Origin of the sequence: Pseudomonas sp. OE 28.3, assembly GCF_014268205.2 — a bacterium.
Taxonomy (GTDB): Bacteria; Pseudomonadota; Gammaproteobacteria; order Pseudomonadales; family Pseudomonadaceae; genus Aquipseudomonas; species Aquipseudomonas edaphica.
The window spans coordinates 4,804,827-4,820,191 of record NZ_CP077082.1; the positions used below are offsets into that span (position 1 = coordinate 4,804,827).

At 61.8% G+C, this 15,365-nt stretch carries 14 protein-coding genes; 11 read left to right on the forward strand and 3 right to left on the reverse strand.

The window, feature by feature from the left end:
* Window positions 1-46 precede the first annotated feature (46 nt).
* The 8 genes from HU759_RS21440 to HU759_RS21475 all read left to right on the forward strand — a co-directional run bounded on the left by HU759_RS21440 (window position 47) and on the right by HU759_RS21475 (window position 9,319).
* Window positions 47-1,825, forward strand: coding sequence for an acyclic terpene utilization AtuA family protein (locus tag HU759_RS21440; RefSeq protein ID WP_186617148.1), 1,779 nt, complete (start codon window positions 47-49; stop codon window positions 1,823-1,825).
* Window positions 1,826-1,837: 12 nt separating this feature from the next.
* Window positions 1,838-2,710, forward strand: a complete 873-nt coding sequence (locus HU759_RS21445) for an SDR family oxidoreductase (RefSeq protein ID WP_017134978.1) — start codon at window positions 1,838-1,840, stop codon at window positions 2,708-2,710.
* 3 nt (window positions 2,711-2,713) lie between these two features.
* Entirely contained in the window at window positions 2,714-4,327 is a 1,614-nt protein-coding gene (atuC, locus tag HU759_RS21450; RefSeq protein ID WP_170040651.1) for a geranyl-CoA carboxylase subunit beta, read from the forward strand.
* 68 nt (window positions 4,328-4,395) lie between these two features.
* Entirely contained in the window at window positions 4,396-5,553 is a 1,158-nt protein-coding gene (gene atuD, locus HU759_RS21455) for a citronellyl-CoA dehydrogenase (protein ID WP_017134976.1), read from the forward strand.
* A complete protein-coding gene (locus tag HU759_RS21460) occupies window positions 5,550-6,311 on the forward strand; it encodes an enoyl-CoA hydratase-related protein (protein ID WP_138448967.1) in 762 nt (253 codons plus the stop codon). The genes atuD and HU759_RS21460 overlap by 4 nt, the downstream gene beginning before the upstream one ends.
* Window positions 6,312-6,437: 126 nt before the next feature.
* Window positions 6,438-8,354, forward strand: coding sequence for an acetyl/propionyl/methylcrotonyl-CoA carboxylase subunit alpha (locus tag HU759_RS21465; RefSeq protein ID WP_170040650.1), 1,917 nt, complete (start codon window positions 6,438-6,440; stop codon window positions 8,352-8,354).
* Between the two features lie 74 nt (window positions 8,355-8,428).
* On the forward strand, window positions 8,429-8,971 hold the full coding sequence (locus HU759_RS21470; RefSeq protein ID WP_017134973.1) for an exonuclease domain-containing protein: 543 nt from the start codon (window positions 8,429-8,431) through the stop codon (window positions 8,969-8,971).
* A 63-nt stretch (window positions 8,972-9,034) separates the two neighbouring features.
* A complete protein-coding gene (locus tag HU759_RS21475) occupies window positions 9,035-9,319 on the forward strand; it encodes a pyrimidine/purine nucleoside phosphorylase (protein WP_010566373.1) in 285 nt (94 codons plus the stop codon).
* A 48-nt stretch (window positions 9,320-9,367) separates the two neighbouring features.
* On the opposite strand, the gene HU759_RS21480 is transcribed toward HU759_RS21475, so the two are convergent.
* Complete coding sequence (locus HU759_RS21480; protein WP_170040649.1) at window positions 9,368-10,174, reverse strand: MOSC domain-containing protein; 807 nt, start codon at window positions 10,172-10,174, stop codon at window positions 9,368-9,370.
* A gap of 296 nt (window positions 10,175-10,470) precedes the next feature.
* Entirely contained in the window at window positions 10,471-11,406 is a 936-nt protein-coding gene (locus tag HU759_RS21485; protein ID WP_017134971.1) for a chemotaxis protein CheV, read from the reverse strand.
* Between the two features lie 535 nt (window positions 11,407-11,941).
* Here HU759_RS21485 and HU759_RS21490 point away from each other — a divergent pair.
* The 3 genes from HU759_RS21490 (at window position 11,942) to HU759_RS21500 (ending at window position 14,321) form a co-directional block, all read left to right on the forward strand.
* Window positions 11,942-12,391: a hypothetical protein gene (locus HU759_RS21490; protein ID WP_169984806.1), complete on the forward strand. Its 450-nt coding sequence runs from the start codon at window positions 11,942-11,944 to the stop codon at window positions 12,389-12,391.
* 380 nt (window positions 12,392-12,771) lie between these two features.
* Window positions 12,772-13,665: a sensor histidine kinase gene (locus tag HU759_RS21495; protein ID WP_026013517.1), complete on the forward strand. Its 894-nt coding sequence runs from the start codon at window positions 12,772-12,774 to the stop codon at window positions 13,663-13,665.
* Window positions 13,662-14,321 (forward strand): response regulator transcription factor, encoded by a 660-nt coding sequence (locus tag HU759_RS21500; RefSeq protein WP_017134968.1) that lies wholly within the window; start codon window positions 13,662-13,664, stop codon window positions 14,319-14,321. The genes HU759_RS21495 and HU759_RS21500 overlap by 4 nt, the downstream gene beginning before the upstream one ends.
* Here HU759_RS21500 and yegS read toward each other — a convergent pair.
* On the reverse strand, window positions 14,280-15,200 hold the full coding sequence (yegS, locus tag HU759_RS21505) for a lipid kinase YegS (protein WP_170040648.1): 921 nt from the start codon (window positions 15,198-15,200) through the stop codon (window positions 14,280-14,282). The two genes, HU759_RS21500 and yegS, sit on opposite strands and share 42 nt — an antisense overlap.
* Window positions 15,201-15,365: the final 165 nt, after the last annotated feature.

The following is a 15,365-nucleotide window of genomic DNA, read 5'->3' on the forward strand; positions in this document are numbered from 1 at the left end:
GCTTGCTTGGTAGTCTCGACACCAGCCATCGGAGGAAGGATTTCTCATGAGCAAGACGGTTCGTATCGGCTGCGCCAGCGCCTTCTGGGGCGACACCTGCACGGCCGCCGCCCAATTGGTGCACGGCGGCGCCCTGGATTACCTGGTGTTCGACTACCTGGCGGAAGTCACCATGTCGATCCTTGCCGGTGCGCGGATGAAAGATCCCCAGGCCGGTTACGCCACCGATTTCGTCGAGGTGCTCACGCCGTTGCTGGGGGAGATCCAGCGCCAGGGCATCCGTGTGATCAGCAACGCCGGCGGCATCCACCCGCACGCCTGCGCCGCCGCCCTGCAAGCGGCCTGCGACAAGGCCAGTGTGCCGCTGAAAATCGCCGTACTGCTGGGCGACGACCTGCAACCCCAACTCAAGCAATTGCACAACATTACCGATATGTTCAACGACGCGCCCCTGCCGCCAGTGTGCGTCTCGGCCAATGCCTACCTCGGCGCACCCGGCATTGCTCAGGCACTGGCGCTGGGCGCCGATATTGTGATTACCGGGCGCGTGGTCGACAGCGCCGTGGTCAGCGCCGCCTTGGTGCATGAATTCAACTGGTCGTGGCAGGACTACGACCGCCTCGCTCAAGCCGCGCTCGCCGGGCATATCATCGAATGCGGCGCGCAGTGCAGCGGCGGTAACTTCACTGATTGGCGTGATGTACCGGACTACGAGCACATCGGCTTTCCCATCGTCGAAGTCAGCACCGACGGCCAATTTACCGTGAATAAAGTCGCCGGCACCGGTGGGCTGATCAGCGAACTCAGCGTGGCCGAACAGTTGCTGTATGAAATCGGCGACCCGCGCGCGTATTTACTGCCCGAAGTGATCTGCGATTTCAGCCAGGTCAAGCTGCAGCAGCAAGGCCAAAACTGCGTGCGCCTGCACGGCGCCAAGGGTTTACCGCCCACCGACCAGTACAAGGTCAGCGCCACTTACCCCGACGGTTTCCGCTGCACCGCCAGCTGCCTGATCGCCGGGATCGACGCGGTGGCCAAGGCCGAGCGAGTCAGCCAGGCGATCATCAACAAGACCTCGGAACTGTTCAGCCAACGCGGCTGGGCGCCTTACACCGAGGTAAACATTGAACTGCTCGGCAGCGAAGCCACCTACGGTGCCCACGCCCAGCGCCAGGATTGCCGCGAGGTGGTGGTGAAATTGGCGGTACGCCACCCCAGCAAGCAGGCCTTGGTGCTGTTCGCCCGCGAGATCGCCCAGGCGGCGACCGGCATGGCACCCGGCTTGACCGGCATTGTCGGCGGGCGACCGACCGTGTACCCGCTGATCCGGCTGTTTTCATTCCTGATCGACAAATCATCCTGCGCACCGCAGGTCGACTTCCAAGGCGCGCGTCACGCCGTTGCATTGCCTTCATCAGCGCCGATGCGCACACCCGCCGCGCCGATTGATCCACCCAAACCCGAAGGCCGCGCGGACGCCAGTGTGCCCCTGGTGAAACTGGCCGTGGCGCGCTCCGGCGACAAGGGCAACCACAGCAATATCGGCGTAATCGCCCGCCACCCCGACTACCTGCCTTGGATCGCCGAAGCGCTGACCCCGGAGGTGATCGTCGACTGGATGAGCCACGTGCTCGACCCACTTCACGGCCGTGTCGAGCGCTGGTACTTGCCCGGCAGCCACAGCTTGAATTTCCTGCTGGAAAACGCCTTGGGCGGCGGCGGCATCGCCAGCCTGCGCATCGACCCGCAAGGCAAGGCCTTCGCCCAACAGTTGCTGGAAATCCCCATCGCCGTGCCGCAACACATAGCCGATCAACTCTCCTAAAGGACCGTCGCCGTGGCCTTCGACTCGATCTTCAAAGCCGACCTGTTCCAGGGGCAAACCGTGATAGTCACCGGCGGCGGCAGTGGCATTGGCCGCTGCACCGCCCATGAACTGGCGGCCCTTGGTGCCAGTGTGATACTGGTGGGGCGCAAGCCGCAAAAGCTGCAACAGGTGGCCGCCGAAATCGCCGAAGACGGCGGCACCGCGCATTGGCAGGCCTGTGATATTCGCGATGAAGAAGCAGTGACAGCGCTGGTCACGCAGATCATCCGCGAGCATGGGCCGATCCATGGGTTGGTGAACAACGCCGGCGGTCAATACCCGTCGCCACTGGCTTCGATCAATCAAAAAGGCTTTGAAACCGTACTGCGCACCAACCTGGTCGGCGGTTTCCTGATGGCCCGTGAAGTGTTCAACCAGTCGATGAACAAGCACGGCGGCGCCATCGTCAACATGCTCGCCGACATGTGGGGCGGCATGCCCGGCATGGGCCACTCGGGTGCTGCACGCTCAGGCATGGACAACTTTACCAAGACCGCCGCTTTCGAATGGGGTTACGCCGGTGTACGCGTCAACGCCGTGGCGCCGGGCTGGATTGCGTCCAGCGGCATGGACACCTACGAAGGCGCGTTCAAGGCAGTGATCCCCACCCTGCGTGAGCACGTGCCGCTCAAGCGCATCGGCACCGAATCGGAAGTCAGCGCGGCCATCGTGTTTTTGCTCAGCCCCGCCGCCGCGTTTATCAGCGGTAGCACCTTGCGCATCGACGGCGCTGCCAGCCTGGGCAGCCGCGCCTGGCCGCTGCACAAGGCGCAGCCGCCGAGCGAGCCGTTCAACGGTTTCCACCGCGCCTATTTACCCGATGTGCTGAAGACGGAGCACTGAACCATGCCGGTGATTGAAAGCCTGATCGACGCCCACAGCCCACAGTTCGCGCACAACCGTGAAGCCATGCTGGCAAGCATCCAACAGTTGCGCCAACTGGAGCACAACCTGCTCGCCAAAGCACAGGAAGCCAAACCCAAGTTCGACAAACGCGGCCAGTTGTTGCCCCGCGAGCGCCTCAACCTGCTGCTGGACCCCGGCGCGCCGTTTCTGGAATTGGCCAGCCTGGCCGGCTACAAACTCCACGATGACAAAGACGGCAGCGCGGCCGGAGGCGGCTTGATCGCCGGTATCGGCTACGTCAGCGGCGTACGCATGCTGGTGGTGGCCAACAACAGCGCGATCAAGGGCGGCACCATTTCGCCGTCCGGCCTGAAAAAATCCCTGCGTCTGCAACAGATCGCCATGGAAAACAAACTGCCGGTGGTGACCCTGGCGGAAAGCGGCGGTGCCAACCTCAATTACGCCGCCGAGATTTTCGTCGAAGGCGCACGCAGCTTCGCCAACCAGGCGCGCATGTCGGCCATGGGCTTGCCGCAGATCACCGTGGTACACGGCTCGGCCACGGCGGGCGGCGCGTATCAACCGGGGCTGTCGGATTACGTGGTGGTGGTGCGCGGCAAGGCCAAGCTGTTTTTGGCCGGGCCGCCGCTGCTCAAGGCCGCCACCGGCGAAGTCGCGACTGATGAAGAGCTGGGCGGCGCCGAGATGCACGCGCAAACCGCCGGCACGGCCGAGTACCTGGCGGAAAACGATGCCGATGGCGTGCGCATCGTGCGCGAAATCGTCAGCCTGCTGCCGTGGGATGATCGCCTGCCACCCGCTCCACAACGGGCTTACAAGGACCCGCTGTATCCTATCGACGAGTTGCTGGGGTTGATCCCCGATGACCCGAAAAAACCCTACGACGTGCGCGAAATCCTCGCACGCCTGGCCGACGGCTCGCACTTTCTGGAGTTCAAAGGCGAGTTCGACGCCCACACCGTCTGCGGCCACTTGCATATCCAGGGCCGCGCCGTCGGTGTGATCGGCAACAACGGCCCCATTACGCCCAAGGGCGCGAGCAAGGCGGCGCAATTTATCCAACTGTGCGACCAGAGCCGCACGCCGCTGCTGTTCCTGCACAACACCACCGGCTTTATGGTCGGCACCGAATCGGAGCAACAAGGCGTGATCAAGCACGGCGCGAAGATGATTCAGGCGGTGGCCAATGCGCGGGTGCCTAAACTCACGGTGGTGGTCGGCGGCTCTTATGGCGCGGGCAACTATGCAATGTGCGGCCGTGGCCTGGACCCGCGTTTTATCTTCGCCTGGCCCAACAGCCGCACGGCGGTGATGGGCGGCGCGCAAGCGGGCAAGGTGCTGCGCATCGTGACTGAGGCCAAGCAATTGAAGGACGGTCTGGTGCCCGACCCCAAGGTGCTGGACATGCTCGAACAGGTCACCGCGCAGAAACTCGACAGCCAGTCCACCGCCCTCTATGGCAGCGCCAACCTGTGGGACGACGGGCTGATAGATCCACGCGATACCCGCACGCTATTGGGGTTCTTGCTGGATATCTGCCACGAGGCCGAGGTGCGCCAACTGCAGCCCAACAGCTTTGGTGTAGCGCGCTGATCGTGCCCACGCTCCGCGTGGTAACGCAGCCAAGGACGCTCCGCGTCCCAATAAGGAGAACAACAACAATGATCTTCACCCAGGAACACCAGGAACTGCGCCGCACCGTGCGTGCCTTCGTCGACCGCGAGATCAACCCGCACGTGGACGAGTGGGAAAAAGCCGGGCGTTTTCCCATTCACGAAATTTTCCGCAAGGCCGGCGACCTCGGCCTGCTGGGCATTTCCAAGCCGGAACAATTCGGCGGCATGGGCCTGGACTACAGCTACTCCATTGTCGCCGCTGAAGAATTTGGCACCATCCGTTGCGGCGGCATCCCCATGTCCATCGGCGTGCAAACCGACATGTGCACGCCCGCCCTCGCCCGCTTCGGCTCCGATGAACTGCGCGACGAATTCCTGCGCCCGGCCATCAGCGGCGAGCAAGTGGGTTGCATCGGCGTCTCGGAAACCGGCGCCGGCTCCGACGTGGCGGGGCTTAAAACCCACGCGCGCAAGGACGGCGGCGACTACGTGATCAACGGCAGCAAAATGTGGATCACCAACTCGCCCAGCGCCGACTTTATCTGCCTGCTGGCCAACACCTCCGACGACAAGCCGCATATCAACAAATCATTGATCATGGTGCCAATGACCACCCCAGGCATCAGCGTCAGCCCGCCGCTGGAAAAGCTCGGCATGCACAGCTCCGAGACCGCCCAAGTATTTTTCGACGGTGTGCGCGTGCCGCAACGCAACCGCATCGGCCACGAAGGCGCAGGGTTCATGATGCAAATGCTGCAGTTCCAGGAAGAACGCCTGTTCGGCGCAGCCAATATGATCAAGGGCCTGGAGCATTGCATCGACAGCACCATCGAATACTGCAAAGAGCGCCAGACCTTCGGCAAGGCGCTGATCGACAACCAGGTGATCCACTTTCGCCTGGCCGAGCTGTCCACCGAAATCGAATGCCTGCGCGCGCTGGTCTACCAGGCCACCGAGCAATACATCAAAGGCCAGGATGTGACACGCCTGGCCTCCATGGCCAAACTCAAGGCCGGGCGCCTGGGCCGTGAGGTCAGCGACAGCTGCCTGCAATACTGGGGCGGCATGGGCTTTATGTGGGACAACCCGGTGGCCCGCGCCTACCGTGACGTGCGGTTGGTATCGATTGGCGGCGGCGCCGACGAAATCATGCTGGGCATCATCTGCAAATTGATGGGCACCCTGCCCGGGAAAAAATCATGAACACCCTGCTGCTCGAGCCGCACAACGGCGTGCTGCACATCACCCTTAACCGCCCCGCCAGCCGCAATGCGATGAGCCTGGAGATGGTCAACGAACTGCGGTCGGTATTGGCACAATTGGACAGCCAGGTGCGCGCCGTGGTGATCAGCGGCGCCGGTGGGCACTTCTGTGCCGGGGCGGATGTGAAAGACATGGTCATGGCGGGCGGGCAGTTGCCGGCGCTGAACCGCGCCTTCGGCACCCTGCTGCAAGCCGTCGAAGCCGTGCCGCAAGTGGTGATCGTGGTGCTGCAAGGCGCGGTGCTGGGCGGCGGCTTTGGGCTGGCGTGCGTGAGTGATATCGCGATTGCCGACCACCAGGCGCAGTTCGGGTTACCTGAGACCAGCCTGGGCTTGTTGCCGGCGCAGATTGCGCCGTTTGTGGTCAAGCGCATTGGCTTGACCCAGGCACGCCGACTGGCGCTGACGGCGGCGCGCTTTGATGGGGTTGAGGCTGAGCGGTTGGGCGTGGTGCATTACGTCGAGCGCGATGCACAAGCCTTGGCGGAACGATTGGATGAGGTGCTGGGGCAGGTGTTGCGCTGTGCGCCGGGGGCGAATGCGCGGACTAAAGCGCTGTTGCTCGCCAGTGTGGAACAGCCGGTCGGCCCGCTGTTGGATCAGGCCGCAGAATGGTTTGCCGAGGCGGTGACGAGTGAGGAAGGGATTGAGGGGACGCAGGCGTTTGTGCAGAAGCGTAAGCCTGGGTGGTCTCGATGACGCCATCGCAGGCAAGCCAGCTCCCACAAGGGGAATGCATTTCAAACTGTGGGAGCTGGCTTGTCGGGTCGCCGCATCGCTGCGATAGGGGCCGAACATTCACCCAATGTGCCAAGGGATAAACCCATGCCTGCATTCACCAAAATCCTGATCGCCAACCGCGGCGAAATCGCCTGCCGCATACAGCGCACCGCCCAAACCCTGGGCTACCGCACCGTCGCCGTCTTCAGCGACGCCGACGCCCAGGCCCTGCACGTGCAAATGGCCGACGAAGCCGTCCACATCGGCCCCGCGCCGGTTAACCAGTCGTACCTCAACATCCCGGCCATCCTCGACGCCGCCAGACGCACAGGCGCCGACGCCATCCACCCCGGCTACGGCTTCCTCTCCGAAAACGCTGGATTCGCCCAAGCCTGCCTGGACGCCGGCCTCACCTTCATCGGCCCCAGCGTTGCCGCCATCGAGCTGATGGGCAGCAAACGCCAGTCCAAACTCGCCATGCTCGACGCGGGTGTGCCGTGCATCGCCGGTTACCAAGGCAATGCCCAGGATGACGCGACCTTGCAGCAAGAAGCCAACCGTATCGGCTACCCGCTGATGATCAAAGCCAGTGCCGGCGGTGGCGGGCGTGGCATGCGCCTGGTCCACGACGGCAGCCAACTGCTCGATCAACTGCGTACCGCACGCTCCGAAGCCCTCAACGCGTTTGGCAGCGACGAACTGATCCTCGAACAAGCTTTGATCGACCCGCGCCACGTTGAAATCCAACTGTTCGGCGACAGCCACAGCAACCTCATTTACCTGGGCGAACGCGACTGCTCGATCCAGCGCCGCCACCAGAAAGTCATCGAAGAAGCGCCCTGCCCGGTGATGACACCTGCGCTGCGCCAGGCCATGGGCGAAGCTGCGCTGAAGGCTGGGCGTGCGGTCAATTACGTCGGCGCCGGCACCGTCGAATTTTTGCTCGACCGCAACGGCCACTTCTACTTCCTGGAGATGAACACCCGCCTGCAAGTGGAGCACCCGGTCACCGAACTGATCACGGGGTTGGACTTGGTTGAGTTGCAACTGAACATCGCCGCTGGCGAACCGCTGCCCTTGCAACAGGCCGACGTGACCCTGACCGGCCACGCCATGGAAGTGCGCCTGTACGCCGAAGACCCGGCCCAGGGCTTTTTGCCGCAAACCGGCGATGTGCTGCGCTGGGAGCCGGCTGCCCAGGTACGCATCGACCACGGCGTGCTCGAGGGCCAGCGCATCAGCCCGTTCTATGACGCCATGCTGGGCAAAATCATCGCCCACGGCGCCACCCGCGAAGAGGCCCGGCGCAAATTGCTGCGCGCAGTGCAAGACACCGTGTTACTGGGCGTCACCACCAACCAGGGTTTGCTGGTGGACCTGCTCGGGCAAGCGGACTTTATCGCAGGCGAGTTCAGTACCGGGTTTATCGCCAAACACTTCAATGACATCCCACGTCACGCCGCGACAAAGGAGCAGGTCGCGCTGGCCGCCGCACTGTTTTACCAACACAGCGCCAACACCCACCGCCAAGGCTTGTCGGGATGGCGCAACAAGGCCGCCTGGCGCTATCGCCTGGCGGTGAACGACGAGGTGCAGGACCTCGACGTCAACGTATTGGACGGCAACCATCTGCAAGCCAACGGCATCGAGATCCATGACCTGACCACCGACGGCCGCTGGGCCACACTGGTGATCGACGGTATTCGCCGTCGCCTGCCCTACCATCTGGACGACACTCAGCTCTGGCTGCCGGGCGTGAAGATCATCAACCGCACCCAACACGTCGCCAGCCGCCAGGCCGACGCCAGCACCGGCATCGTCAAGGCACCGATGGACGGCGCGATTGTCGATATCCGCGTGAGCGCCGGTGAAAGCGTCAGCAAAGGCCAACTGCTGCTGGTGCTCGAAGCCATGAAAATGGAACATCCGCTGACGGCCGGCATCGACGGTGTGATCAAGGGTGTGCAGGTCGTCGCAGGTGATCAAGTGCGCAATCGCCAGGTTTTGCTGGAGATCGAATAACACCCTAGGCGGAACTACACGGCCCAGCTACGCTCTATCCCCATCAGGAAAGGACGAGTACGGGAACCTGCACGATGCCCCATTGGCTGATTATTGACCTTGAAGCCACAACGGATGAAGGCGGCTGGCCCGTGACGGAGATGGAAGTCATCGAGATCGGCGCCAGCCTCGTGAACCGCCAGGGCCGCGAACTGGATCACTTCCAGCGCTTTGTGCGGCCGCTGCGTCGCCCCTTGCTGACGCCGTTCTGTCGCCAACTCACGCATATCACCCAGGCCAACATCGACGCGGCGGCGCCGATCACCGAGGTGTGGCCCTTGTTTGAGCGTTGGCTGGGCCAACATCAAGCGCGCCTGGAAGGCTGGGCCAGCTGGGGCGACTACGACCGCGCGCAGCTTGAACTTGAATGGCAACGCCATGGCCTGACCAGCGCGCTCGCCCAGACCGCGCATGTGAACCTCAAGCAGCGTTTCGCCAAGGCCCGGCGGCTGGACAAGCCCTTGGGGCTCAACGGTGCGCTGCAATTGGCGGGGATGCAGTTCCATGGCCAGCAACATCGGGCATTGGAAGACGCGCGCAACACCGCACGCCTGCTGCCGTTGATTTTGCCGGTCTAGGCAGCACCCCCGGCCTTGGGCATACTGGCCGACCTTTCCAGACCCTTTTCCGAGGATTCACCCATGTTCAAAGTCAACGAGTACTTCGACGGCACCGTCAAGTCGATCGCTTTCGGCACCGCAGAGGGCCCTGCGACCATCGGCGTGATGGCACCGGGTGAATACGAATTCGGCACCGCCCAGCGTGAAATCATGCACGTGGTGTCCGGCGCCCTGTCCGTCAAGCTGCCAGACGCCAACGCCTGGGAAACCTTCGCCGCCGGCAGCCAGTTCAACGTGCCGGCCAACAGCAAGTTCCAACTGAAGGTTGCCGTAGACACCGCTTACCTGTGCGAATACCGCGGCTAAGGGTTACAGCGCAAAAAAAATGCCCGTCTCGCAGGAGACGGGCATTTTTTATTCCAGGATCGTCACGGGCATTCCGACGGCTAATTCACCGCTGCCATCGTTGACCAGGTTCTGGCCGAACATCACGTCACCGCCCTGCTCACGGTAGGTCTTGAGTGTCGCCAGCGGCTCACGGTCGGCGCTGCGCTCGCCGCTGGCCGGGTCGATGGTGGTGAGGATGCAGCGCGAGCACGACTTGACCACGCGAAACTCCACGTCGCCGATACGCAGGCGTTTCCAACCGTCTTCGGCGAAGGCCTCGCTGCCTTCAATCACTAGATTGGGACGGAAACGCAGCATTTCCATCGGCCGGCCGATGCGCTGGGACAAGTCGTCCAACGAGGCTTGGCCGATCAGCAGCAAGGGGAAACCATCGGCAAAACCGACCTGATCGTCGTCCTTGCCATAACCGGCCTCGGTAGTACGTGCACGTGCCAGCGGCACCTGCACCAGCCGCGTGGGCTTGCCGATAAAGTCGCTGACCCAGGCCGCCGCCGCATCGCCGGCATCCGGCACACGCAGTGTGTCGCGCCATATCGTCACGCCGCGCAACTCGGCATCGCTGCCCGGCAGCGCCACGTCCAGCGTGGCAAAGCCAGGCGAATTCAGGGTCAGGCCACCGGCGCTGTTCCACAACGCCGACAACTGGCTCATCTTCGCCACCGCCCGCTGGGTCAGGAATCGGCCACTGGCTTCGTCCACCAGCATCCAGCGTCGATCCCCATCCAGCCCGAGTTTATCCAGGCCGATGTGCTGCAAGGCTTCGGCCTTGCCGGACTTCAAGGGGTAACGGTACAGCGCGCTGAGACGAAGCATGGGCCTGCATTCCTGAGGGGGACAAAGCGCCACCCTATAGGACGGGACTTCCAGAATCAAAGGTCGCTGGAGCTCTTGTGACCGGTAAGCTTACTGTGGCGAGCAGGCTTGCCCTGCGTTGGGGGGCGAAGCGGCCCTGAAACCAGGCGCTTTGGTTTTGCCTGAGGTTACGCGGTGTGTTTATTGGGGCTGCTTCGCAGCCCAACGCAGGGCAAGCCTGCTCGCCACAACAAGCCTGCTTGCCACAACAAGCCTGCCTGCCATCACGAGACTGCCTGCCACAATAGGCCGCCTGCTCAGGCGGGCACTTCGTCCAACATCAAGCGTTGGCGCACCACATCCACCAGCTTGTCGGGCTGGAATTTGGACAGGAAGTTGTCGCAACCGACCTTTTTGACCATTGAGTCGTTGAAGCTGCCCGACAGCGAGGTGTGCAGCACCACATAAAGGCCACGCAGGCGCGGGTCGTTGCGGATTTCGGTGGTCAGGCGGTAGCCGTCCATCTCGGGCATTTCGGCGTCGGTGAAGATCATCAGCAATTTGTCGGTCATGACCTGGCCGCTGTCGGCCCAGGCCTTGAGCATGTTCAGCGCCTTGAGGCCGTCGCTGGCAATGTGCATCTTCACGCCGAGTTGCCCCAGGGTGTCGCGCAGTTGCGAGAGGGCCACGTTGGAATCGTCCACCAGCAGCACTTCGCGGCCACGGGCGCGTTCCAGCACCGGGTCTTCGAGTTTTTCCCGCGAGACTTTGGCGTTGTACGGCACGATTTCGGCGAGGACTTTTTCCACGTCGATGATTTCCACCAATTGGTCATCGACCTTGCTGATGGCCGTGAGGTAATGCTGGCGCCCGGCGCTGGCCGGTGGCGGCAGGATGGCTTCCCAGTTCATGTTGACGATGCGGTCCACACCGCCCACCAGGAAGGCCTGCACCGAACGGTTGTACTCGGTGACGATAATCGTGCTGTTCGGCCCCGGCACCAGCGGGCGCATGCCGATGGCCTGTGACAGGTCAATGACCGGCAGGGTCTGGCCACGCAGGTTGACCACGCCGCATACAAACGGGTGACGCTGGGGCATCAGGGTCAACTTGGGCAGTTGCAGGACTTCCTGAACCTTGAACACGTTGATCGCAAACAATTGCCGCCCGGCCAGGCGAAACATGAGGATCTCCAGGCGATTCTCACCCACCAGTTGCGTGCGTTGATCTACCGTGTCGAGAATGCCGGCCATTAAAAGCTCCTGATGTGGGATTGTGCAGCTCACTTAAGGGTGGTTATCGGCGGCAAGCGCCAGACCTTGACCCCGGTAAAATGCCATGTAAATACATTGATGTCACACTGACATCATGGTTTACTGCAATCCGCTCTCCAGACGGCAGTACAGCGACCTTGCGCGACATTCAAATCGACGTAGGGTTCCGCTGTGTAAGGGATTCCCCTATGCACAATCAGGCCCGACCTGATATTCGCGATATCTAATAGCCATTAATGTGACGCCATTCTCATTGCATGAATGGAGTCAGGCTTTTGTTTGCCATCCCAAGCCCTCGGCCCACAGGTCTTCCAGACTTATACGTGGCGGCAACCAAAGTTGTGCAAATGACCCGAATGACCAGGGCCTTCCACGGCTACTCTGATCATTCAAGTAACGGTCCTACTGAAATTTCAGAAGCAGGCTACAGATCTCAGTCATATTTCAGCGGTAGTTTTACGCCATTCACCCGGTGCGACATCTCATCACCCGACCTTATGTTGCGGAGACTTGCATGATGAATAGCGCAAACGAATGGCAGACTGCACTTCCCGAGTTTCTGCTGGAAGCCGAAAAGCTTTTGGCCAAGTCAGAAGAGTGCCTGCACCATTTACATCTGATTCGCAACGACAGCGATGCCATCGACTGCATGAAAACCAGCCTGGCCAAGCTGGCGGAAAAAGCCGAAGGCCTGGCCCTGCAGGCGATCAGCGAGTTTTCCCGACATATCCAATACCTGATCGCCAACGCCGCAAGCCCCATGGAGCTGCACGACCAGGCGCTGAGTGCCCTGCATGACTGCCTGACGCTGCTGGCCTGGCAACTGGAGCTGATCGACATCCGCACCGGCGAACTGACGCTGGATGACAGCGAACAAACCACACTGATCGCGACCGTCACTTTGCAGATCCCGCAGAAAGACTTCACGCATAAACCACAACAGCGCGTACATCACGCGTCCTGAGTACTGACAGGTCGTATTTGATCGTCGAGTTATCTAAAAACGACCGTACATTCAACGGTCGACAATGATGCGTGGGCGATATATATCAATTAGCCATCAACGCAATATCGATACAAACAAACCAAATTAATATAACTATGCTGAGTAAACCGCTGGCTCTTTGAACTACGGAGTCAGGTTCCTCGGCGTTTGGCGCAGATTAGGCGGCACCGGGTAAGGCGCCAGGCGACCGACGGTAATAGTGGTGGTACTATGCCCCGTTCGAAGTGACTCAACTTCATCATGTATAAAAAAACGTTCCAGCACCGTATTCCACACAGAGCCCTGTCAGCCGCAGTGACCGGTCTTCCCGCAGCGAACCTTCATTGGCTCCATCCGCTATGTACGCCAGCCTAAAGTCACTCATCGCAAGGTCCGTGTCCCGCAGCAATGCTCGCCGCCTGGCCCTCGCCCTGTGCCTTTGCTCGCTGTTGGTCAGTCTGTGGGCCTACACACGCTCAGCGCCCCTGCCTTTGTTGATAGTGCTGCTCAACCTGGCCACCCTGGTGGTGGTGGGGCTGCAGCAGTGGCGCTCGCGCAAGTCGATAAAATTCCAGCCGCAGGAACTGGCCGACCGCCTGCTACAGGTCCAGGAAAACGAACGCCACCGCCTCAGCCGCGAACTGCATGACGATATCGGCCAACTGCTGACCGCCGCCAAACTGCAAAGCGAATGGCTCAAGCGTCGCCTGCCCGACGACCTGCAAAGCCAATGCACGGTGTTATGCAATACCTTGAACGAAACCCTGGCCAAAGTGCGCGACGTGTCCGCCATCCTCAACCCCCGCCAGTTGGCCAGCCTGGGCCTTGAGGCGAGCCTGCGCGCGCACTTGCTCAAGACCCTGGAAAACACCTCGGTGCACTGGAGCCTGGAATGCCAGCAGCGCCTGACCGGCATCCCGGAAGAAATGGCCGTGGCCGCCTTTCGCATCACCCAGGAAGCGGTGACCAATATGTTGCGCCATGCCCAGGCGCAGAATTTGCTGGTACGCCTGCAACGCCTGCCCGAAGGCCTGTCGCTGATGATCTGCGATGACGGCCTGGGCTTTTCACCGGCGACCAACCCAGGCCTTGAAGGCCAACGAGGCATGGCCGGCATGACCGAGCGCATCGACCAACTGGGCGGTGCATTGTCTGTCAGCAGCCAGCCAGGCAAAGGCACACGCATCGACGCGCTTTTTCCCTGGGCGCCCCGCGCCCTCGAACGGGCCAATTCCCCTAAGGTTCTCGAGTGACTTGCAACTTACTCCTGGTGGATGACCACGCACTGATCCGGGCCGGCGTACGCGCGCTGATCCAGGATATCCAAGGCTACAGCGTGATCGGCGAGGCCAGCGATGGCGCGCAATTGCTGGAGACATTCAGCGCGCTGCAGCCAGATATCGTGCTGCTCGACCTGTCGATGAAATACACCGGCGGCCTCGACGCCCTTCAGCAACTCAAGGCGGCCTACCCCAAAAGCAAGGTGCTGATCCTGTCGATGCACACCGACCCGGAGCTGATCATGCGCGCGCTGGAGTCCGGCGCCCATGGCTACCTGCTCAAGGACACCACCGCCAGCGAGCTGGAACATGCCCTGCTGGCCTTGCGTAACAACGAGCGCTACCTGAGCCCTGCGATTGCCCACACGGTGATCAACCAGGCGCTGATCCGCAGCCAGGGGCCTGTCTCCTCCGCCGCCGACAGCCATAACCTTACGGCGCGCCAGCTGGAGATCCTGCGTTTGATCGTGCGCGGCAAGTCCACCCGGGAAATCGCCCATGGCCTGGGCTTGAGTATCAAGACAGTGGAAGCGCATCGCTCGCAGATCATGAAACGCCTGCAGATCTTCGACGTGGCGGGCCTGGTGTTATTCGCCGTTCGTGAGCAGATCATCAGCCTGGACGACTAACGGCGAGCCCAGCGGCAAGTGCACGCGCAGGGCCTTGGGCAGCGCGGAAAAACGCAGGTCATCGCCTTTCAATGGCTCGCCATCAAGGTTGATATACAGCCCTTCGGCCACTTTGATCTCGACCCATGGCAGGCGCGCGCGCACAAACATATTGTCCAGGCCCCAGCCGTCACTCATCAGGGTCATCAGCGTGCCGACCACTTCCTGGGGCGCCGGCAAAATACTGATATCAAGCAAGCCATCATCGGCCAGCGCGCCAGGGCACAGCACATGCCCACCGCCCGCCTGGCGGCCGTTGCCGATGCCCAGTGCAAGCAAATCGCCCTTCCAGTGAAAGCCCGGCCCTTCCAGCTCGCCATACGCCGCCTTCAACTCGCTGAAACGCGACAGCCCGGTGAACAGATACGCCGCGCCGCCCAGCACTTTTTTCAGGTCTTCAGAGGTATTGGCGGTGACCTGGCTACCAAAGCCGCCGGTGGCCATATTGAGGAACATCTGCCCACCGGCCTGACCGAGGTCGATGGCCCTGGGCGGCACATCCAGCAGCGCCAGCGCGCGTTCAGGCTCCAGCGGCACACCGGCGGCGCGGGCAAAGTCGTTGGCGGTGCCCAGCGGCATCAACACCAGGCTGGCGTCGGTCTTGGCCAAGGCCATGGCCTCGGCTACATCACGCAACGTGCCGTCGCCACCACCGGCGATCAAGTGGGTATAACCGTCGGCCAAGGCTTCATTGACCAGGCGCTGGGCATCGCCGCCCTCCCACGTCACCCGTACCGCCAGCTCCCAACCCTGCTCGCGCCGGGCCTGCACGGCAGCGCGCACGTCCTCATTGAGGGCTTGCTTGCCGTGCAGGATCAACAGTGCTTTGGGGGTGGTCATGGGGGCATTCTCCTGGGTTCAAGGGTTCCTGAAGGATGTGGACCTTTGAGGAGAAGAAAAAAGCCATCTGCTTGAAAATTAATTCGTCGCCGGGTTACATCAATTTCAAAGCCTGCGATTAAAAACCGACTACATTAAAACCAATGGTGCAGCGTTAACCGCTGG

What these genes read in the sequence shown, in the direction of transcription:
- HU759_RS21440 (WP_186617148.1), top strand. Translation starts at nt 47, where the DNA reads ATGAGCAAGACGGTTCGTATCGGCTGCGCCAGCGCCTTCTGGGGCGAC.
- atuC (WP_170040651.1), top strand. Translation starts at nt 2,714, where the DNA reads ATGCCGGTGATTGAAAGCCTGATCGACGCCCACAGCCCACAGTTCGCG.
- atuD (WP_017134976.1), top strand. Translation starts at nt 4,396, where the DNA reads ATGATCTTCACCCAGGAACACCAGGAACTGCGCCGCACCGTGCGTGCC.
- HU759_RS21460 (WP_138448967.1), top strand. Translation starts at nt 5,550, where the DNA reads ATGAACACCCTGCTGCTCGAGCCGCACAACGGCGTGCTGCACATCACC.
- HU759_RS21465 (WP_170040650.1), top strand. Translation starts at nt 6,438, where the DNA reads ATGCCTGCATTCACCAAAATCCTGATCGCCAACCGCGGCGAAATCGCC.
- HU759_RS21470 (WP_017134973.1), top strand. Translation starts at nt 8,429, where the DNA reads ATGCCCCATTGGCTGATTATTGACCTTGAAGCCACAACGGATGAAGGC.
- HU759_RS21475 (WP_010566373.1), top strand. Translation starts at nt 9,035, where the DNA reads ATGTTCAAAGTCAACGAGTACTTCGACGGCACCGTCAAGTCGATCGCT.
- HU759_RS21480 (WP_170040649.1), bottom strand. Translation starts at nt 10,174, where the DNA reads ATGCTTCGTCTCAGCGCGCTGTACCGTTACCCCTTGAAGTCCGGCAAG.
- HU759_RS21485 (WP_017134971.1), bottom strand. Translation starts at nt 11,406, where the DNA reads ATGGCCGGCATTCTCGACACGGTAGATCAACGCACGCAACTGGTGGGT.
- HU759_RS21490 (WP_169984806.1), top strand. Translation starts at nt 11,942, where the DNA reads ATGATGAATAGCGCAAACGAATGGCAGACTGCACTTCCCGAGTTTCTG.
- HU759_RS21495 (WP_026013517.1), top strand. Translation starts at nt 12,772, where the DNA reads ATGTACGCCAGCCTAAAGTCACTCATCGCAAGGTCCGTGTCCCGCAGC.
- yegS (WP_170040648.1), bottom strand. Translation starts at nt 15,200, where the DNA reads ATGACCACCCCCAAAGCACTGTTGATCCTGCACGGCAAGCAAGCCCTC.